The 20,985-nt window shown below is 45.1% G+C and carries 17 protein-coding genes and 1 tRNA gene; 12 read left to right on the forward strand and 6 right to left on the reverse strand.

Features of this window, described 5'->3' with window-relative positions:
- The first annotated feature begins 78 nt into the window (after window positions 1-78).
- Window positions 79-576, forward strand: a complete 498-nt coding sequence (locus CEQ48_RS05310; protein WP_198301095.1) for a DUF1097 domain-containing protein — start codon at window positions 79-81, stop codon at window positions 574-576.
- Between the two features lie 234 nt (window positions 577-810).
- Here CEQ48_RS05310 and CEQ48_RS05315 read toward each other — a convergent pair whose 3' ends face one another.
- On the reverse strand, window positions 811-2,442 hold the full coding sequence (locus tag CEQ48_RS05315) for an ATP-dependent endonuclease (RefSeq protein ID WP_198301096.1): 1,632 nt from the start codon (window positions 2,440-2,442) through the stop codon (window positions 811-813).
- A 252-nt stretch (window positions 2,443-2,694) separates the two neighbouring features.
- On the opposite strand from CEQ48_RS05315, the gene CEQ48_RS05320 reads away from it, so the two are divergent.
- From CEQ48_RS05320 to CEQ48_RS05330, 3 genes are all read left to right on the forward strand, one after another.
- Complete coding sequence (locus CEQ48_RS05320) at window positions 2,695-4,437, forward strand: bifunctional metallophosphatase/5'-nucleotidase (protein WP_089070519.1); 1,743 nt, start codon at window positions 2,695-2,697, stop codon at window positions 4,435-4,437.
- A gap of 558 nt (window positions 4,438-4,995) precedes the next feature.
- Complete coding sequence (locus CEQ48_RS05325) at window positions 4,996-5,952, forward strand: TerC/Alx family metal homeostasis membrane protein (protein ID WP_089070520.1); 957 nt, start codon at window positions 4,996-4,998, stop codon at window positions 5,950-5,952.
- A 291-nt stretch (window positions 5,953-6,243) separates the two neighbouring features.
- Window positions 6,244-6,432, forward strand: coding sequence for a hypothetical protein (locus tag CEQ48_RS05330; protein ID WP_089070521.1), 189 nt, complete (start codon window positions 6,244-6,246; stop codon window positions 6,430-6,432).
- Window positions 6,433-6,582: 150 nt separating this feature from the next.
- On the opposite strand, the gene CEQ48_RS05335 is transcribed toward CEQ48_RS05330, so the two are convergent.
- A complete protein-coding gene (locus CEQ48_RS05335; protein ID WP_000102406.1) occupies window positions 6,583-7,149 on the reverse strand; it encodes a PhnA domain-containing protein in 567 nt (188 codons plus the stop codon).
- 192 nt (window positions 7,150-7,341) lie between these two features.
- Here CEQ48_RS05335 and CEQ48_RS05340 point away from each other — a divergent pair, with 192 nt between their 5' ends.
- On the forward strand, window positions 7,342-8,424 hold the full coding sequence (locus tag CEQ48_RS05340) for a site-2 protease family protein (RefSeq protein ID WP_089070522.1): 1,083 nt from the start codon (window positions 7,342-7,344) through the stop codon (window positions 8,422-8,424).
- A gap of 53 nt (window positions 8,425-8,477) precedes the next feature.
- Here CEQ48_RS05340 and CEQ48_RS05345 read toward each other — a convergent pair whose 3' ends face one another.
- The 3 genes from CEQ48_RS05345 to CEQ48_RS05360 all read right to left on the reverse strand — a co-directional run bounded on the left by CEQ48_RS05345 (window position 8,478) and on the right by CEQ48_RS05360 (window position 12,942).
- Window positions 8,478-8,663, reverse strand: coding sequence for a hypothetical protein (locus tag CEQ48_RS05345; protein ID WP_198301097.1), 186 nt, complete (start codon window positions 8,661-8,663; stop codon window positions 8,478-8,480).
- 335 nt (window positions 8,664-8,998) lie between these two features.
- Entirely contained in the window at window positions 8,999-11,356 is a 2,358-nt protein-coding gene (locus tag CEQ48_RS05350) for a fatty acid cis/trans isomerase (protein WP_198301098.1), read from the reverse strand.
- Window positions 11,357-11,709: 353 nt separating this feature from the next.
- Entirely contained in the window at window positions 11,710-12,942 is a 1,233-nt protein-coding gene (locus CEQ48_RS05360; protein WP_089070525.1) for an L-lactate MFS transporter, read from the reverse strand.
- A gap of 421 nt (window positions 12,943-13,363) precedes the next feature.
- On the opposite strand from CEQ48_RS05360, the gene CEQ48_RS05365 reads away from it, so the two are divergent.
- From CEQ48_RS05365 to CEQ48_RS05385, 5 genes are all read left to right on the forward strand, one after another.
- Window positions 13,364-13,906, forward strand: a complete 543-nt coding sequence (locus CEQ48_RS05365) for a DUF3332 domain-containing protein (RefSeq protein WP_181713397.1) — start codon at window positions 13,364-13,366, stop codon at window positions 13,904-13,906.
- Between the two features lie 313 nt (window positions 13,907-14,219).
- Entirely contained in the window at window positions 14,220-15,605 is a 1,386-nt protein-coding gene (locus CEQ48_RS05370; protein WP_198301099.1) for a transporter substrate-binding domain-containing diguanylate cyclase, read from the forward strand.
- A gap of 123 nt (window positions 15,606-15,728) precedes the next feature.
- Window positions 15,729-15,803, forward strand: a tRNA-Gly gene (locus tag CEQ48_RS05375).
- Between the two features lie 96 nt (window positions 15,804-15,899).
- Window positions 15,900-17,468, forward strand: coding sequence for a gamma-glutamyltransferase family protein (locus CEQ48_RS05380; RefSeq protein WP_089070528.1), 1,569 nt, complete (start codon window positions 15,900-15,902; stop codon window positions 17,466-17,468).
- A 119-nt stretch (window positions 17,469-17,587) separates the two neighbouring features.
- A complete protein-coding gene (locus tag CEQ48_RS05385; RefSeq protein WP_232477837.1) occupies window positions 17,588-18,526 on the forward strand; it encodes a Solitary outer membrane autotransporter beta-barrel domain in 939 nt (312 codons plus the stop codon).
- Here the strand turns inward: CEQ48_RS05385 and CEQ48_RS05390 are convergent.
- On the reverse strand, window positions 18,523-19,761 hold the full coding sequence (locus tag CEQ48_RS05390) for a GGDEF domain-containing protein (protein ID WP_089070530.1): 1,239 nt from the start codon (window positions 19,759-19,761) through the stop codon (window positions 18,523-18,525). The genes CEQ48_RS05385 and CEQ48_RS05390 overlap by 4 nt on opposite strands.
- A gap of 330 nt (window positions 19,762-20,091) precedes the next feature.
- Here CEQ48_RS05390 and CEQ48_RS05395 point away from each other — a divergent pair, with 330 nt between their 5' ends.
- Together CEQ48_RS05395 and CEQ48_RS05400 are read left to right on the forward strand one after the other, a co-directional pair.
- Window positions 20,092-20,466 carry a late competence development ComFB family protein gene (locus CEQ48_RS05395; RefSeq protein WP_001177156.1) on the forward strand — a complete coding sequence of 125 codons (375 nt, stop codon included), beginning with the start codon at window positions 20,092-20,094 and terminating at the stop codon, window positions 20,464-20,466.
- A gap of 9 nt (window positions 20,467-20,475) precedes the next feature.
- Complete coding sequence (locus tag CEQ48_RS05400) at window positions 20,476-20,754, forward strand: HlyU family transcriptional regulator (RefSeq protein ID WP_089070531.1); 279 nt, start codon at window positions 20,476-20,478, stop codon at window positions 20,752-20,754.
- Window positions 20,755-20,985 lie beyond the last annotated feature (231 nt).

Raw genomic sequence — 20,985 nt, forward strand, 5'->3', positions numbered from 1 at the left:
AATATTCCTATTCTCTTAGGTTAGCATGTCGCCTTAATTCACCAAAGCTGAAAACTTTTCAGCATGTATGAGGCGGGTATGAGCACTCTGTTTGCTATTGCGTTAACCACAGGAATTCTCTCTGGTGTTTGGGGATGGATTGCGGTTTCACTCGGCTTGCTCTCATGGGCTGGTTTTCTTGGCTGTACGAGCTACTTTGCGTCCCCTAAAGATGGCTTGAAAGGGCTAGGTCAGAGCTTATTAACCAACCTAACGGGTGTTTTCTGGGCAATGGTGATCATTCATGCCAGTCAATGGGTTGGCATTGAGATTATCGGTTACGTTGTGACGGCTTTAGTGGCTTTTATCATGTGTATCCAAGCGCAAAAATCCTGGTTGGCTTATATCCCAGGTACCTTTATCGGTTGCTGCGCAACCTTTGCTGCTGCGGGAAACTGGCAATTGGTGATCCCGTCTTTAATGCTCGGTGGTGTGTTTGGTTATCTGATGAAAGCCAGCGGTCTTTGGTTACATCACAAGCTCAAGCAACCTCGCGCTGAACAAACGCACATCGTGAGCGAAATGACTTCTCGCTAAGCGTGAAGGTCAGTGTGAAACTATTCTCAGAATCGATTGGTGTCAAAGCTATAGGTGAAAGAACCTATTGGTGAAAAAACCTATTAGTAAAAAACGATTGGTAAAGAGTACCCCTGATAATTCGTATCGAAAGAATTTAGATACCGCCACACAATTTTGTGTGGCTTTTTTGTACGAGCCCCTAGCTAGGTTGGGGGGATTCAATCCGTGTGTAGATGAAAACCTTTACCAATCCTAGGTATTGCCGTTTGCCATTGTGATGACTCGTTTTAACGTCCAGCGTAGGAGTACAGGAATACACTCTGTCCCGTTGCTTTCACAATGTGAAACGATCGCCAAAGCCAAATCCGGTTTCGCGTGTTTTTTCAGAACTTTAGAGACCACTTTTTTGGCGGGGATCGGGTGGTCATGAGGAATTTTAACCAGCTCTTTGAAGAAGTATTCAAATCCGTTTGAGTAGAGGAAGTGTTCAATATCTCGATCGGGCAATTCGGTTAAGCGATGCCGCTCTTGATCATGTCCCAATAATCCCCGCACGGTCGACGAGTATTTTTTTCCCGCAGGATCGCCATCGGTCACCACATGCCAGTCAATGCCAAACGCCCGCGCAACCTTGATTAAGGATTTTAGCCCTGATTGAGCAAATTCGATGATATGCACACCTTCTGCAGCTAAGTTGTATCCGCATTGATGGGCGAGCTCGTTAAATAGCCACACTTCCGTTTCACCTTCAACCAGCAGCCAGCAGCGAGCAAAGAGCGCTCCCGAGCGGTGAAAACGGATATGGAAACCAATGCGGCGCAACTCATCTCGACTTAAACTGCGCTGCGAAACGGAGGTCGCAATGGTGCGATCGGATTTTCTCACCAAACGACGAATCGAATGCAAAGGCACTGCCCCCAGTAAATCACTGCTGTTGGTGGTGAGAATTTTCTGCATGGGGAGCAAATCTAAAAAGCTCCAAGCTCGGGCAAGGTGCGTAGGGTGTAAACGACCTTCCGGATCTTCAATGATCAAAATCGGCCGAGCACAGCGGCGCAGCTCTTTGGGCCCTTTGCCTTGTAAATACGCGTTGAGTAAACCAAGAAGTAGCAGCTTAGTCTGCTTATTTTTGGTTTCATGAATGATTTGGCTGAGGCTTTTTTCACTCGGAGAGACGGCATACAGTAAGCTGTCGCGTTCGCGGCGCGGATTTTTCCGGCTTTGACTTTTGAACGAAAAGTAGTGCTCAACCAGAGAGTTCATCGCACTCAAACTGCTGCGGATCTCGCCTTTATTAACGTGTCCGGGCGTCGCCATTAAACGTCGCCACGTATTGCTGATCCGTTTCTCGACACGAGCATTCTTGCCGTTGCCATTGGCGAGCGATTTTTCAAAACGTCGAGAATCTTTTAAGCGGATCACTGGATGTAAACTCATCAACTCTTGCGCCAATTTTTCTGAGTGATGCAGAGTGAGTGAGTTGCCCTCTAAATCTAGAAAAGCGTATTGAGTGCTGATGTCATATTTGACCCTTGAGGCGCTGATCCGATAAATGATTTTTTGCGCCCCTTGTTCATCGGTTTGCCAGAGCGGTTTGAGTTTGCGATAGCGCCCAGCCTTGGGCTCATGAAGGTCGCTGGCGGCGAAAACAAGGATGATCTGCAAATTTTGCGTCTGCGTATCGGCAATGGAGTAATCAACGTGGAAATCTTGCAGGGTGAATGGGTACAGAGTGCCATCCGCCGGCAATACCACAGATAGGGCATCCAGCAGGGACGATTTACCCCAAGTGTTTTCTCCAATCAGTGTGGTGATTTCATCAAAGGTCAGTGATAGGCGGCGGATGCCACGGAAACCAGCGATTTCAATTCGCTCTAAATGCATAGGCTGCTCCTTAGATTCCTCACCAGAGCCCATATCTTATGAGGTTTTCTTTAAGAATAAAGGAAAAAACCAATATAAGCAGGGTGTTAAGCTTGGTTTTTCAAACCAGAGTTCACATTTTTGTAATGAATAAGGCCAAGAAAATGTGACATAAGTTATTTAGCGTCACTAAAATTTCAGAGAGGTTTCATAAAAGTCACGATTCTGTCATGATCGGCGGGCTAGGATAGGAGTGGAAAAGAGAGAAGACGTATGCCTATGAGAAGAAAAAATCAGCCAGCGTCGATCACGCTGGCACACATTAATGACACCCATTCCTACTTTGAACCTACCTCGTTACAACTGACGCTGGAACATGATGCGGACATTTTAAAACCCTTTGTCAGTGCTGGGGGCTTTGCTCGAATTGCAACCCGTATTGCTCAATTACGCGATGATGCGCAGCGCATGCAGCGCGAATTTCTGTTTTTACATGCGGGGGACTGTTTCCAAGGAACACTCTACTTTTCGCTGTTCAAAGGTAAAGCGAATGCCGACATGCTCAATGCACTCAAGTTAGACGCGATGGCCATCGGTAATCATGAATTGGATATGGGAAATTATCCCGTTGCTCAATTCGCGCAGCGCATTCAGTTTCCTTTGCTGGCAGGCAACTGGGATTTATCACAAGAACGAGACAGCAAATCACTGCGTTTGGGGAGCAACCCTAAAATTTACAGTTATGATGCGCTTCAGGGCCATGCACGCTGGATTGAGAAAAAGGCGCAGGGTGAAAGAATTGCTATCTTTGGCCTGTCGATTGATAAGATGGCCGATATTGCCAACCCAGACAGTGATACTCCGTTTGTGAACGCCATCGAGACGGCTAAAAAGACGATTGCGGCAATCTACCAACACGGTATCAATAAGATCATTTTGCTGAGTCACTTAGGCTATGACGGTGACATTGCATTAGCGGAACAAGTGTCTGGGATCAGTGTGATTGTGGGAGGGCATAGCCATGTACTACAAGGTGATTTCTCAGCCCTTGGCCTCGGCAGTCAAGATGAATATGGCTTAAAAATCAATCACACCTATATCGTTCAAGCTGGATTTTACGCGCTTACTCTTGGCCATTGTCAGATTGATTTTGCCGCCAATGGTGAGGTGACCCGATTTGAAGGGCGGAATGAGCTACTGCTCGGGCGTCGGATGTTTGTTGATGCCAGCATGAGCCAAGAGCAGATCAGTGAGCGTTATAGCCAAGCGCGTGATGAAGTGGATAACCATCCGAATGTGGTGGTGTGTAAAAAAGATCCTGTGGTGCAAAGTCTATTGCAGGAGAAATACATCCCCCAAGTGCGTCAATTGCAACAACAAATTATCGCTCACGCGGATCGCACTTTACGCCATTTGCGCATACCGGATGCTGAAGGTGGCAGTGAGATTGCCCCTTTGGTCGCGAAAGCATTTGTGTATGCATTGAATAAGCGTGGCTTAGACGTTCAGTTTTCCATCCATAATGCGGGTGGTGTCCGTACGTCAATTTTGCCGGGTAGCATCTCGGTTGCCGATGTGGCAGGAAAGCTTTTGCCATTTGCCGTGCCGATCGGCGTTTACCAAGTGAAAGGTGAAGTGATCGCACGCGCTCTTGAAGGGGCGATCAATAACGCGCTCAGTAATGGCGTGCAAGGAACAGGCTCAGGTAGCTATCCATATTGCCATCACCTGCGTTATCAATACTTAGCGGATAAGCCCATAGGTCAACGCATTACACAACTGCAGATCCAATTAGATGGTGAGTGGCAAGCGGTGGATTCTGAAGCCTTGTACTGGGGAACCTCTTCCGCTTATACCATGAAAGGCAAAGAAGGGTATGATGCGCTGCTTGATATGGAAGGTGAGGGTATGGTGACACAGATTTCTATGGCCGATGCCTTTATTGAGCTGCTGTCGGACTGCCCGTCCTTGCTCTCTTTTGATACGCATGATGCTTGTGAATGCCACCATCATTAAAACTGATATCCCTTTGCCTTGCTACCTATCTGTGACTCCAAGTGGTTTGGATGTTACGTCAACACCAAGTTGATCAAGTAGGTTGGCATACAGCTTGCTTTGTTTTGCCTAGTTTTTGCTCAATATTGCTGAGCAAGGGGAGGGAGAACATGTTAAGCCGAGATTGGTTCGATACATTAGTGGTAGTGGCTTGGGTGGGGATATGGTCCGCCCTTATCTATCTATTGCCGTTTGCGGGAGTGTAATCATCACGCAATGGTGTATAGAAAAATGGTAAGCCGAACGTGAAGGAGTCATTGAATATGGCTCCTTTTTTTGTACTAGACACTGTCAAACCACAGGCATAGAATGGCGGCGTTTTGGGGAGTAGTCGCCTTAGGTTTATTTGTCGTCATCACGTTGAGTTTGACTCAACCGGCAGATATAAGCTTTGAATCCAAGTTCAACGCTTCGACGAGACCAACGCATTCAATACTGCATTTGTTGCAGTAATTATTGGTATGCGGAAGGTCTTGAGGTCTAGCGACGGAGCAAGATCTTCCGTTTTCGGAGGAAAATATGTCCCCAATCACTTATCTTGGCTTTGGCCTACTTACCTTAACTCTTGTGGCTATCGATCTCTGGCAAACCCGTGGTGGGAATGTCACGATCAAAAAAGCGGCCATCTGGAGTCTCTTCTGGTTTCTTCTCGCGTTTGTATTTGCGCTTAGCCTTTACTACGGCTGGCAATGGTACGCTCCTGATAGTAGCTACAGTGCAGAGAAAGCCACCCTCTCTTTTATCACCGGCTATTTGCTCGAAAAATCGTTAAGTGTCGATAACTTATTCGTGTTTGCGATTATTTTTCATCAATACTCAGTGCCAGAATACTTGCGCCCTCGCGCACTGCTTTGGGGAGTAATCGGTGCGTTGGTTCTACGTGCGATCATGATTGCCGTGGGTGCGCAACTGCTCAGTCAATATCACTGGATCTTATATGTGTTTGCTCTGTTTCTTATTTGGACAGGGATCCAATTGGCGCGTGATAAAGGTGAAGATTCGATTAACCCGCTACCTGAACGTTTGATTCGTCGATGTTTTAAAGTGACTGACGATTATCAAGGTAATGCGCTCATTACCAAACAAAATGGGCAGTGGTGGGTAACCCCGATGTTTATTGTGATTGGCGTCATTGCATTTATGGATGTGATGTTTGCCCTAGATTCGATTCCTGCGATTTTTGCTGTGACCCAAGAGCCATTTTTAGTGTTGGCGGCGAACGTGTTTGCATTATTAGGATTGCGTTCTTTGTACTTTGTGCTTCAGGGGATGATGGATAAATTTTTCTATCTTAAACCGGCTTTGGCTTTCATTATGGTGTTCATCGGGGTGAAGATGATGTTAGTCGATTCAGCTTGGGCAATTCCAACGCCGATCTCACTCTGTGTATTGCTTGTCACTATGAGTATTGCGGTGATCGCTTCTATGATCCGTGAGCGCTCTCAGTCCAAACCGATCACTGGAAAAGTCTCTTAAATATCGAAAGTTATCTCCCTATGTTGGGTCACGGGGAGATAAAAAATATTTTTGGTAAATAAATTGTTAAAAAATTTTGCATTATAAAATTCGATGTAATACTTATGCTGGAAAGTTGCTTAAAATTTGAACTTTGGAATGTCTTGCTGAATATCTAAATGGTGGCATGTTAATGCTTTGTTTTATTAGTTTTTGTAATCTGAATCGTCAAAATTAGTCATTTTCTAACCAGATATTCATTGTCTAATATTCACCTCAACAAAGTAAGTTACCGATTCAAGAGAGGCTACCATGGCTCATGCAATGCAAATGGGAACAATGACAGTCCCAACCTCTAAGGATAAAAAAACCTACACGGTTAACTTCAAAGGATTGATTGCTCATCTGCTCGATATTCTGTTTGTAGATAATGCGCCACGTCATTACTACGCGACTGAAATGTCAGCACACATCCAAAAAGATGTGGGTTTATACCGTTAAGCGTAAAAATAGAATTTAAAAAGTCGGCATTTGCCGACTTTTTTGTTTCTTGAAGAGAGTGTTTGCTACGAATATGCTTCAAATAAGAAAAAGCGCCTAAAGCGCTTTTTCTTATTATCTTAATCAAGCTTTCACTCGCTCAATCATCGATTATTTTTTACGGCAATACTCAGCAATGATGTACATGGTTTGGCCGTTCACCTTACCTTGAATGTGCTTTGGATCTTCGGTTAACGCGATACCGCGTACCGCAGTACCTTGTTTGATGACCATGCTTGAGCCTTTCACTGGTAGATCTTTGATGACGGTGACATCGTCACCTTTTTTCAGCTCGACACCATTTACATCGCGTGGCTTTTCCGCATCATCGTCCATGCCAATTTCTGCCCACTTAGCGGTCTCTTCATCGAGATACATCATATCCAGCAGATCACGAGCCCAGCCTTCCGTTTCAGAAATACGTTTCAGTTGGCGCCATGCGAGAACCTGAACAGGTTGAACTTGGCTCCACATACTGTCATTCAAACAACGCCAATGGTTCATATCCACCGTTTCTGGGTTTTCGATTTGCCCTTTACAGGTGTCACACAGCATCACAGCATGATCGACAGTGACGAGGGCATGCGGAGCAACCACAAAAGGAGAAAGAGGAGCAGAGGCCGCGCATAGCTCGCATTGTGATTGACAGCGTTCAAGTAAAGTTGCTTCAGTAGACATAGTACCCACCTTGTAAATAAATGTAAGCGCGTATTATCCATTTTAAACTCAGAATTTAAAGGGATATTCGGTAATTTCCGGCAAAACACCGCTTTTCTGCGCCAATCACTTGGATCAAAAAGAGTAAATTTCTGCCTCTTTTCAAGGCATTCGGTATAATGAGCATCATTTTTTTGACGACTGGATTAAAACTTGGAACTGCTTTGCATTGATTACTTAGGTAAACCACTACGACTTGAAGGAACGATGGCGGGTTGGCAGCAGCTGTTTTGGAACAACATTCTGGTTGCTCAACGCCCAGCACAAGAACAGTATGAAGGCGATATTCAACATCATTTTCAACTGACTCAAGGGGATAAAGTGTTGGATTGTGGTCTAGAGATCGCACTAACTTGGCAGCCGTTTCAGTTAAAATACCAAACCAAACTCAACGGTGAACTTGTGACACAAGGCGTTCGTAGTGAAAAGGATATTGAACGCCAAATGCCACATGAAGCCCCTAAGGTAGAACGTCAATTCAGTGTTATCGGCCTTGTTTCTTTAGCGATGAAAGCACTCAAAAGTGCCAAAATGATCAAAGTGGTCATGGCATCGGCCAGTTTGGCCGCCTACTCTTGGCTTTTTTCGTTTCAATTTGCGCTTGCCCTGATCGGTTGTTTGGTTTTCCATGAGTATGGCCATGTAAGAGCCATGAAATATTTTGGCATGAAAACCAAAGGCATCTATCTAGTGCCATTCCTTGGCGGACTCGCCCTCAGCGATGAAAAGATCAATACCCGTTGGCAAGACGTGGTGATTTCGATCATGGGACCGTGTTTTGGTTTCCTATTGTCCTTGTTGCTCGTTGGGGTGTACTGGGTGACGGATTCCCCTTTCTGGGCGGCATTAGCAGTATTTAATGCGTTTCTTAATTTGTTTAATTTATTGCCTGTTTTACCGCTGGATGGCGGGCACATTCTCAAAAGCGTGAGCTTTTCGATGAACAGTAAAATGGGGGTAATCCTCTGCGTGCTCGCGATTATTGGTGGGATTGCGTTAAGTTACAGCTTGGGCTTAACCCTGTTTGGTTTCTTACTTTTGATGGGCGCACTAGATATTGTTTTTGAGTGGCGTCAGCGCCATCACAGCCATTTGTTACCCCTGAATCGTTATGCACAAATGGTGTCCACCGTCTGGTACTTTGCCTTAGTCAGTGGATTGATTGCCATCATCATAGGTTTTGCTTCGACAGGAGATACGTTGCTAAGCCTGCCGCTGTTGATTCTGGGCACATAATTAAAAGGAAGCCGAATGATTCACGTTCGGCCTCCTTAACTGTCTATTAGGCATCAACGCCAGTCACTATCCCAGTAATCTCGTCCTTCAGGAGCGTAAGGCTCATCAGACCAAGGCTGCGCTTTACCGCGTAGCTGCTCCAATTGCTGTTCGAGTAAGTTGACCGTTGACAAATCTCCTTCTGAGCAAGCCACATAAATTTCTTGCTCAATGGCTTCGATGCGATCACGAATGTTCATCCAATACCTCCTGTGATGGCTCTCTGCATAGTGCATGTCAGTGATTAGGACTATGCGAAGATGGTTTTTCTCCCATCTATACCCTTCCTACTTCAAGCTGTAGCGGTGTTGGCTACATTCGCTCATCCCAATCACATAGTGTATCTATGCTCATGGGGATTCACTATTTGCCGCCACCTGCAACGTCAAGTTGTTTGGGTATAGTGCAAGTGTAGTTCACCAGACATTGCACAGCATGCGGATATAATGAGAAAAAGAAGTTGTGTTGCTTGATACGAGGCTGGGTGTGAAAAAGTTTCCCCTCAAGTCTGATTTTCTTGAGGGGAAAAGAAGGGTTAGCGGTTTTCGAAACGGTTGTAATCGAGCAAACCAAACTCAATGGGTTGATCTTGGCGATACCATTGATGCACAAGATCGCTAAATGCCCAAAACTCGGGTGAGCTGCGGCGTACTGCAAAACGATCCAATAGGGCAACATAGTCTTGCTCTGACTTCATCGCCGCAAGGCGTTGATACAGCTCCGGGATCTGGTTTTCTTTCAGTGTTAAGTACGCCGATGGATAACTGCCGACCACTCCGCGCACTAAAGTCAAATTATCATTCTTGGGGTCGCGATTGTTCTGTTCATCAAACAAGCTCGAGATATTGGTGTGGGCATTGTTGTGGATGAGCGTAAACAGTTGCGGTTTACCTTGTTCACTTTCAATCATCAACATCATCAATTGCGGAATGGGCAGCAAACCTTCACCACGCAGATGATCTATCTGGCGCAAAGCAAACTCATGTTCGGCTTTGAATCCCGTTTGAGTTATCACGTATCGATCACTCAATACCGGCTGTACTTGCTTGCGGAGTTTAGCAAACAGCTCCGGTTTCGGGTTATCAGTCACATAGTTAACGCTGGTTGGCTGATCAAAGGGTTTTACGTTACGTTGCAAGAAATCGGAAAACTGTACACTTTGATTTTGGTACCAACTAGATAACTCCTGATGGCGCATATCGCGTGGTAGCAGGGCAACAAAATTACTCTCACCCTCCATGCGCAGAAAATCCATGAACATACGGGTAATCAACTGATGACCGAAATTACCATACACATCAAAACCAGCAACAAGCAGATAATGAATGCGCTCAAGCAGCGCATAATCCATTATCCAAGCGGTTTTGGGAGGCTCACCCACCAATCCTTGCACGACAGATGCACTATCGAAATGGCGGAAAATCGTTAATGCGGCATTAGGGTTTGTGCCCGCTCCATCCCAAATGATGTCCGTGGTAAGGTGCGTACCATTTTTAAACCATTGATTAATAAATTCAGATTTTGCTTCGAGATAACGGCTTTGTTGTAGCGAATAACGTACCCAGTTACTCAGCGGCAGTGCCGTATTCTCTTGTTCTGCAGGTAGCTTCAAATTGTCGACTTGTGAGCGATAGAATTCGTTTACTTCTGGAAGATCGGCTTTCTCCGGATCGAGGAAGAAGACCCAGAATCTATCGTTAATCACATTCAGCGCCAACTGGCCTCGACACACTGGGCCTTTGATAAAGGCCATCACCGTATTTTGCGCATTATCGAGCAAGAACTTAAAGCGCGCTTTAACGGGAAGGTCGATGAACGCGGACATCGGGTTTGCGGCAATATCCGGACGATAACTTGGAAGCTCGGCAACCTCATAATCCGCATCAATAAACCAGAGTTTCCAGTTGGCAATTCGTTGCTTGTGGAGTGCGAAAGGCATGTGGGTTTTATCGACAATCGTCTCTTGTTCTGGCACAAGGCGATAATAGACTCGCTCAACGCTCGGGTCATCGTACGGACGACGCGTCACGATTCGTTTTACAGGCTCACCCGGCGGAGTACTGGACCGGATGAGTTTAAAGAAACGAGGCCGCTCCTGCGCTATTTCTGAAAAGTACAGATGTGAGAGGAATAGATGCTCGTAGATATAGCGTGCTGCGAGCTGATTTTTACGCGAGCTGTGATTCAACAAGGCTTCGTATTCCGTAACCAAAGCTTGTTCTTGCGCACTCAGCGGGAGCGCTTGATTCATCACAGCTCCCTCTTGTAGCCAAGAGAGCAGGGTAGCGTACTCCTTGGGTGATAAATTCGGCATACCAAAGGGCATTCCCCAATTAGGATTCACTTGTTCGAAGTGATCCATTTCGTTGATCGTTGGGCAGGTTTGCTCACGATCAATAGAAAAATCAAATCCTTGTAACTGATCTTGCTGTGGCAGTGGATGACGCTCTTTCTGCATCAGCAAACGTGCCATCACCCCAGCATCAAGATTGGCTTGCGCGGTTTGATCTCGTTCATTCAGCACGGGATGAAAACCAGCAGCTCGCCACTCTTGGGTTAACTGAGCATCTTCGTAGAGACGAGTTGGAGTGGCTGCCGTCAGCCGGGTTCCCTGATAAACCAACGCTTTGCTCGCCCCGCGATTAATGCCTTCAGCCGAGGTCATTTTGAGCTGACAGGGGGCATCGTAACAGGCGTGACAGACTACACAGCGGTTATCTAAGATGGGTTTTACTTCGTTTAAAAAATGCTGAGCTTGGCTAGAGTGCAAGGGCAATTGTCGCTCTCGTACCTGCTCTGTTCCAAAGAGCTGATCATAGTTGATGCCTGCGTACATGGCGCAACCAGAGAAAATCGTAGCCAGCAGCAACAGAATCGAAGATTTGAAATTCATAATGACAAAGTTCAAGAAGAGAATGGGTGAATTAAAGCAAAGGAAGAGGGGAGATGTCCAACTCACGGTGCACTTTCATTCCGCTTGCTTTAAAGAAACAAGTGTATACCCAAACCACTTGGAGTTGCAGGTAGCTGCAAGTGAGTGACAAATTTGTCTGGAACAAATTTGCACAGCCATCGGCTGGCCTTTGGTGAGAGCCAAGGATGGCTCTCATAATCCCCATGAGCATAGGCAAACTATGTGATTGGGGTGAACGAACGTAGCCAACACCGCTGCGCTTCAAGTCGGAAGGGGATAGAAATGCAAATAGCCTGACTGGGTCAGGCTATTTATATAAAAGCTAACGCTGCTTAGGCGGTTTGCAACTGAGCCACTTTCTCCGCTGAAATAGGCTTGGTGATCAGAGCAAGAAGGATACACACGGCCATCATTGCTGCGGAAATGGTGTATGCCAAGTTGTAGCCGCCACCATGAGTCATTGAGTAACCCACGACTGCCGCACCAATCGCGCCACCAATGCCCCATGAAGTGTAGAGTACGCCATAGTTGGTGCCGTAATTTTTCAAACCATAGAATTCTGCCGTGATCGATGGGAACACCGCCAGTAGCGTACCGTAACCAACCGCGGCAATCGCCGTGCCGATGATTAAGGTGAATTCTGAGTCAAATGTGGCGAACAACACCATGTTTCCACCTTGCAGCAAAAATGCCAGCAGCAAAGTACGCACGCCACCAATTTTATCTGACAAGATACCCGCAGCAACGCGGCCGCCTGAGTTGAAAATCGCCAAGATTGAAGCAAGGTATACCGCGTTCGGTAGGTTTGCTTGCACGCTAGCGATGTTCGTGATGTTACCGATGATCATCAAACCAACAGAAGCGGCAAGAGCATACATCAGCCACAATGCATAAAACTGAGGTGTTTTCAGCATGGCTTTCCAGCTTAAGTTGGCGACTTTGGCAACTACTTTTGCTTCTTGACCGGCTTTCAGTTTCGGCTCAGCCGGCACATAACCCGCTGAAGGGTTGTTAATCGTACAGGCGAGCGGTACCGCAATTACCAGTACACCCGCGCCCAGAATCATAAAGCTGGTTTGAATGCCTAAGTGAGTAATCAAGGCTGATGTCAGTGGTGCAAGATAAATCGCTGCCAGACCAAAACCCGCTGCAATCAGGCCATTTACCATGCCTTTTTTACTTGGGTGGAACCACTTCATAGCGGATGGGGAGAGGCAAGCATAGCCAAAACCGATACCTGCCCCCGTCATCACGCCGAAGGTGAGATTGAGCATCAAAACAGAAGAAGCAAAACCTGAGGCAATCATGCCTAAACCCGTTAAGGTGGTACCTAAAATCAGGATATTACGTGGACCCATGCGGTCTTGCAGAATGCCAGCAACTAAAAGACAGACAGAAAAAGCGATGGTTGCAATAGCATAAGGGGAAGAGGCATCCGCTGCACTCCAGCCAAAGTCGGTGACTAGGGCTTTATTAAAAACGCTCCAGGCATAAAGAATGCCAAGACAAAGGTTGATACAGAAACCCGCCAGCAGAATGCGCATAGCTTTATCAATCTTGCTCATTATTTGTGATACTCAGTAAAAATTAGGATAGACAACCCCGTTATCTGGGGTATTTGTTCAAAATAACTTTGCAAAATTCAACAATTCTGGCAAAGCGCGCGGATTATAACCAATAGCCTTGTGATTGGAATCACTTTTTAAGTGCAGATAAAAAATAAATTTTACTTGTTTCGCCACTGTTGTATTTGTGAATAAACATGGTGGTTTTTGGTGAGTCACCGAGTCATTCAACATAATGAATCATCGATTAATATTAAGCGGGATTGATGTTAGCTGTTTGTTTATAACTATATGTTTATTAAATGGTTTAACCAAAAAATAAAGTACTCAGTCAAAATAGAGTTAATTCTCTTTTTGCCCCCTTCAAAATCGGGAAAAAGCCTCTACTATCGCCCACCATTTCAAATGAGTGGAGATTAATATGAATCAGAAAGCATTAAAGATGGCGCTTATCGCCGGATTGGGCGTAACTTCCCTAACAGGATGCATGGGGCAAATGGCTGCGACTGGACTGGTCAATAAATTCAATTTAGAAGTGGTGGATAACCGCTACGCGCGTGAAGGCCTGTTTTTACTACTTTCACCGGTATATGGTTTAACCAGCACAGCAGATCTGTTTATTTTTAACTCAATTGAGTTCTGGACCGGTAAAAACCCAATTTCAGGAAAATCGCCAGCGGTTGTTGATATTCCTGCTAAAGCGATTATCAAAGTCAATGATCAGTTGGATCGTTCTTTGACAGAAGCACCACTGCAAACTCAAGTGCGCCCGATCGAAAAAGCGACGCTACAGCAACTGGATTCGCATACGTTGCAGATGGAAGTGACCTATGTCGATGGTACTCATAAAGTATTGCGTGGCGAAAAAGGTCTGGATGAGGTCACTTTTTATCTTGATGGTGAACTCTTTACCGTAGTTAGCCAACAAGAGTTGAATGCTTATATCGAGGCAAGTCAAATCTAATCATTTGATTAGTAAATTTGATTAGTAAATGGTTTGGAGCAAGTTATACGTGAAGCCAAAGCGCGCGCAGTATATCTGCTGCAATAAATGATGACTAAGAGCCAAGGAAGGTTCATATCCAGTGGATGTGCGAGAAAAAAGATCACCCATAATCAAAAGGTTGCTTTTTACGTTGCAATAAAATCTTTCATTTAGTCGATACTGATCGTTTGTATTCCCCTGCTGTCAGCGCCATACTTTCTATTCACCTGCTTTCATTCAATACTGGCCACCGTCATCGCCCAATAATGTGACTTACAAAGGATATGAGCGAATGGATCATCGCTTTTCGACCAAACTGTTTCTGTTTCTCATGATTGCTTGGCCGCTTTTATTTGGATCAATGAGTGAGGCTGTAGAGCGCCAAACCTTGACTATTGCCAACTCAAAAGCATGGAACCCCTATTCTTATTTAGATGAACAGGGGCAGCCTTCTGGCATATTGATTGATTTTTGGTTGGCTTTTGGTGAAGCGAATCATGTCGATATTGAATTCCAACTGATGGATTGGAATGATTCCCTAGAAGCGGTGAAGCTTGGCAAAGCCGATATTCAAGCTGGTTTGATCCGTTCTCCTTCGAGGTTGGTGTATCTCGATTTTGCAGAACCTTTACTGAAAATCGATACACAACTCTACGTACACCGCAAACTCTTGGGTGATGAACTGGATACGCTTCTAACGGGAACCGCCGAGGTCTCATTTGGTGTAGTAAAAGGGGGATTCGAACAAGAGTTTATGCAACGAGAATATCCTCAGCTCAAATTGATTGAGTACGCCAACAATGAACTGATGATGTCTGCTGCAAAACGTGAGGAATTAGACGGGTTTGTCGCGGATACTCAGGTAGCCAATTTCTACATAGTGATTTCCAATGGAACAAAAGATTTTACACCAGTGAAATTTCTTTATTCAGAGGAATTACGTCCTGCTGTGGCCAAAGGTAATGCTGATTTATTAGAGCAAGTGGAGCAGGGGTTTGCACAATTAAGTAGTAATGAGAAAAACCGTATTTTAAGCCGCTGGGTTCATATTGAAACCATTTATCCACGCTACTTAATGCCAATTTTGGTTTCTGGTATCTTGCTCAGCGTCATCATCTATACTTTTCAATTAAGACGTACTGTTCGATTACGAACGAAGCAACTCGAAGAAGCCAACCAAAAACTCTCCTATTTAGCGAAAACGGATAGCTTGACGGATATTGCTAACCGCCGTTCGTTTTTTGAATATCTTGAAGCAGAACAAGCGCGAGCAGGCAGCTTAACACTGATGGTCTTTGATATTGATGATTTCAAAACGGTTAACGATCAGTTTGGCCATGGCGAGGGAGATAACGCCATCTGTTTCGTCGTTGGGTGTGTGCGACAAGCTTTAGCATCGGATACCTACTTTGCAAGGATTGGTGGTGAAGAGTTTGCTATTGTAGCGCGTGGTAAAAATGCCGAAGAGTCGCAACACTTAGCTGAGCGAATTTGCCAACGAGTAGCAGAAAACAAGTGGGTTGTGAATGCCCAACACTCTCTTTCGCTCACCATCAGCCTTGGTTGTGCATTTTACCTACACCCAACTCAACCATTCAGTTTGCATGATGCTGATAGCTTGATGTATGAAAGTAAGCGCAATGGAAAGAACCAAGTTATCTTTCGCACATGGTCATAACTGCACTCTTTTTAGTCGAAAATTGGATGATTTGTGCAACTCATAATCAAACGGCATGCAAATGATTAAAAAGGGGTTTTCTTTTCGTAAGAGTGTGGCATAGTAGCGACGTCTCTTCGATGCGCGGGCATCGTATAATGGCTATTACCTCAGCCTTCCAAGCTGATGATGCGGGTTCGATTCCCGCTGCCCGCTCCAATATCCTGCACGTTACCTCATATCTACCAACGTACAATAGCCTGAATAAATCAAAAAGCTTAAGTTAACTTCGTGCATTTTGTTACGAGGTAAATTATGGCTCGAATTGCCTTTACGGCTCCCCATCACAAAGCAAGTGAAACAGGTTTAGATATCCTTTGCCAAGGAGGAACGGCTTGTGAGGCTATGGTCGCAGCAGCGGCGATGATCGCAGTACAATACCCACACATGAATAGTATTGGAGGGGATGGCTTTTGGCTTATTGCCGCTAAAGATAAGCCTCCTGTAGCTATCGATGCGTGTGGGGCTTCTGCGCAGAGTGTTGCTCTGACGGATTATGACCCAACCCAAGGGTTACCAGAGCAAGGTGGTGCCGCAGCACTGACGATGGCGGGAACCATTTCGGGCTGGCAAACGGCGTTGCAGCTCTTTTCATCAGGGATTTCTCTCTCAACCCTGCTTAATCCTGCAATTCAAGCGGCAGAGCAGGGAATTCTTACCACTTCGAGTCTGGCCGCGGCAAGTCAGAAAACGTGGAACCGATTGGCTAAGTTAGAGCATTTTGCGCAGGTCTATTTGAACCCTTCCCTAGGAAAGCTCAATTCCGGTGACGTTGTCACTCAAGCGGCGCTAGCTAATACTTTAACTCATTTATCCCAGTTTGGGCTTGATGCCTTTTACCAAGGCGAGTTAGCTCAACAAATGGCTAAAGAGTTGGAAGAGGCGGGAAGCCCCCTACGTTTAGCTGACTTTATCCAGCATCAAGCTAGCATAGTTACCCCGCTCACTCATAATACGTCCCACGGTCAGTTCTATAATCTGGGGGCTCCGACTCAAGGATTAGCCTCGTTATTGATTCTGGGAATTTATGATCGACTGGTGCATCAAGCGAGATCGCAAGCCGATCATGTCCATCTGCTCATTGAAGCAACCAAAATTGCGTTTGATATCCGTAATCGAGCGATTACTGATGAAAAATATATTCCGATCGCGCTGCAAGATTACCTCATTGCCGATCGAGTCGATAAACTTGCAGAGAAGGTAAATCTCTCTCAAGCTGCAGCTTGGCCGCAAAAAACGCAACTTGGAGATACTGTCTGGATGGGCGCAGTAGATCGATATGGCACTATGGTAAGTTTTATTCAAAGTATTTACTGGGAGTTTGGTAGCGGTGTCGTTCTACCTTCTAGTGGAGTGCTCTGGAACATCCGTAGTCAAAGTTTTTCTTTGGATCCCGAACACATCAATTGTCTGGCCCCCCGTAAAAAGCCTTTTCATACCTTGAATCCTGCTTATGCCGAGCTTAAAGATGGCCGAAGAATGGTTTATGGAACGATGGGAGGAGATGGCCAACCACAAACTCAAGCGTGTTTGATCAGTCGTTACCTATATCAAGGCGATTCACTGGAGCAGTCGATCGCAAAACCACGTTGGTTATTGGGGAGAACGTGGGGAGATAGCACCACAAAGTTGCAAATGGAGTCGTCTTTGATTGGGCAACTTGGTACTGAGTTATCTGCACGTGGCCATCAACTCAATTCGGTTCCCGATGGCGTTGAGCTGATGGGACATGCAGGGGCGATTATTGTTGGCACTGATGCAAGCCTGGAAGTCGCAAGCGATCCTCGCAGTGATGGCGAAGCATTGCAACTGTGGCTGGAATAATTCCTTTAAACAGTACATTATATCGGTTAAGTCGATTATTATTTACAGCCCGACAGTAACATGAGAACCAAGATTTGATGAAGTTACCATTACGCCTAAGCTGCGGATGTTTGCTTATGATGTCGTTTTCTGCAACGGCAAAAAGCTATGATTTTATTCAAGAACATCTTGAGCAAGCTTTTTCATCAAGTGTGGTTTTGTCGGATAGTGATGTTTTTACTGCGGGGTTCAACAATTTTGACCCTAACGAGTGGTTTAACACCGACAATGACAACTTGGGTACGACAGAATCAATTGAAAACCGCAAGAAATATCAATCAAGTACATTGCCATTCTCGATTTCTTTAAGTGATGAAGAAGAGTATCACCAGCACCAGCTTTTATTACGCCTTTCCGCTTCTGTGATAGATGATGAATTGCGTATTGCTAATATACCCGGAGAAACGGAGCGCTATCGTCAATCGGTGTTAGGTGGGGCGATGTTTTATCGTTATCAATATCGATTGACCGATCACTGGACTCTGACACCGGGCATCGGAACTCATCTGCTCTATTACCGTAACACTCTGACCGATAACAACCCTATATATAAGCAAATCCTATCTCCGTGGGATGGGTTACTGGTTAACACTTATGCTTGGGCAAGCTTAGTTGAGGCGAATCTTAAAATTCAGTACGAAGAAGAAAAAAGCTGGGGTCATTGGAAAGCTTCATCGGCATGGCACTATTTTGGTGGCTACGGTTGGGGCAAAGCCAATAATGGTGAAGTTGGTAATCCAGAAGGATGGTATATCGCCAATACATTAACGGGGGTTTATGACTTCACTCAGCTTGGCCGTTCCGTTCAATCAATTTATGGCAGTATTAAGCGAGTTGATGTGGGTAGTACACCACAAGAGCCGTTAGGGACATCCAATTATTATGAGGCGAGTTTTGGTTGGTTAATGACACCGCCTTTTGAGATGGAACTCGTTGACAATATTGGCTTAGGACTGACGTTTAACTATGGTAGTGCATTCAAGGGCGGGAGCATTGTGCTGTTTTTCAACCAAGATTAACTAGCGACTTTGACACAATTGCGCCCAGCTTGCTTCGCTTTATAAAGTGCCCCATCCGCTGCTTTGAGTGCCTCAATGGGATGACGGTACAGCTCAGAATCACACACGCCAATGCTGATGGTAATGGTGACAATGTCATTATTACTTTTTCGGCTGCGTTTTTTCGCACCTTCAGCATGACTTTTCGGGCGCTGATTGGTGTCACGAATCACCAACTCGTAGGACTCAATATCCTGCCGTAAGGCTTCGATGAAAGGCAAAACGTCCTTTGCCAATTTTCCTTTGTAAATAATCGAAAACTCCTCACCACCATAGCGGTAAACCCGTGCTTTACCGTTGATTTCACGTAATCGAGAGGCAACCAGTTTTAATACATCGTCCCCCGTATCATGCCCGTAAGTATCGTTAAACTTCTTGAAATGGTCGACATCGAGCATAGCGAGGGTAAATTTTCGACCTATATGTTTTAAATCCTGATCAAGCGCTTGCCGACCAGGAATTTGGGTGAGTGGGTCGTTAAATGCCATCTCATAGCCCGCGGAAATGAGGTAAACCAGAATAAGCAGCCCAGATAAGGTAAACATGATGGTGGAAATATAAGGCACATGAAACAGCACAAACGCATTCATGCTCAACACAATCGAACTATAAACCACAACGTCAAGAATTTGATTGCGCGTTAATACCGAGATAGCAGCAATACCTGCGAGTGCGACAAGATAGGCAACAACCACCAAGGGTAATCGAGAAATTTGCGGAACAACGAAAAATATTCCCTCGGTCATGCTGGAATGGTCTGTTTCACCTATGTGTAGCTGAGTCAGCCAAGCCCAAAAGATGAACAACAACAAAATAGCCAAGTAACTGAGGAAGGATTTACTGAATAATCCAGCATTCTTGTAGGCGTAAGGTAAAAAACAGGCCACAGGCAAAAGCAGGCTCAGCATAATGAGTTCAAGCATGGTGGAATTGACGGTTAAAGGCGTTTGAAGTCGAATTTGGATCAACCAGTAAGCCAGTAACATCGTCATCGCTACCATGGCGATTCTGCTTTGTTTAAAAATGTGAGCAACGGTTAGCGCAATCAAAAATAGAATGTAGGGGAGGTTGACCGCCATGCCTAAGTTAGACTTTATCACCAGTACCACATTGCTCAGGCCTAGCCATATGGCGATCAGCAGCAATAGAGGAAAACCGAAACGGAACCAAGGTGAAGTAACAAAGCTAGAAGACATGAATTCCTGAGGTGCTACATTGAATTAATGATAATTCTACAATTAAAAATTGTAACCAAGGATACTTTGATTTCGTGAATTTCCAAGCTTTTTACTCGAGTTCAGTGATGAAAACTATGCTTATTGCGTAAGTATATTGTGACAAGTATAGGCTTGATTAAAGATAAAGTTTGGTAGATTCGGCTACAGTGATCTCATGGCGTCGTGCAGAATCTACAATCTATACACAAGCTACTTGCCGTTGCAGCTTGCCGACACTGGTGCAACTTCAAGTAATAAGGTCACTATCGATGAAAAGTGCTGTTTTGACGGTTTAGCAGGAGAAACAAGATGCAATTGAGCGAAGATGTTCATAATTATATGGAAACTCTGGTTGGCCAAGTGCTTGGGCAACCTGAATACTCAGAGACTTACGACCAAGATCAGCTCGCTGATTTGGCCTGCTTGGCTTTGTGCCAATTACGACCTATCTATATTCGCCATGACATCGATTTTCTTTCTGCATTGCCAGAGGCCAAACTGGTTATTCTTAAAGATCATGCTCTGATCGCTGTTCAAGCTGCTGAATCCATGATAGTTAATGATCGGCGTCGTAATCGAGACAGTGATGTGCCCGTGATTTTCACACATGCGCGTTTTGATGATGATGCCGAATTGGAGTGGTTTGAAACTCCGATCGTCAATCAAGTTCAGCACCATAAGTAAGGAATCAAAGTGGGATTATTTTCGCGCCTTTTTGGTAAGTCAAAGCAGCAAGAGCAGGTTCAGGTAGAACCCATCGAATATAAAGGTTTTATGATCTATCAAGAGCCCATTTCTGAAAACGGACAGTTTCGGGTTGCGGGTCGAATCACACAAGAAATCAATGGTGAGTTGAAAACCCATCGTTTTATTCGCTCTGATTTGGTTTCTAATAAAGCGGATGCGGAAGAGTTGATGCTCAAGAAAGCGCAGCTATTTATCGACCAAATGTCCGGCCAAATCTTTTCCTAACACACCCAGATATTGATAAATATCATGAATATCACTTATGCCAGAGGCTATGCTTAGGCTCTTTTCAATACTGGCATAATCTAACTATCTGTTTTTATAAAAGATAATTACAACTGGTTTGACCTCTGCTTTGTGTGAAATCCGTTGTAATTATCTAACAGACTTCACACAATCAGTCTCAACTTGACATTAAAAGTAACCAAGCTTCGTAATTGAATTACAAACAGCTTG

It is taken from the genome of Vibrio tarriae (genome assembly GCF_002216685.1).
GTDB lineage: Bacteria > Pseudomonadota > Gammaproteobacteria > Enterobacterales > Vibrionaceae > Vibrio > Vibrio tarriae.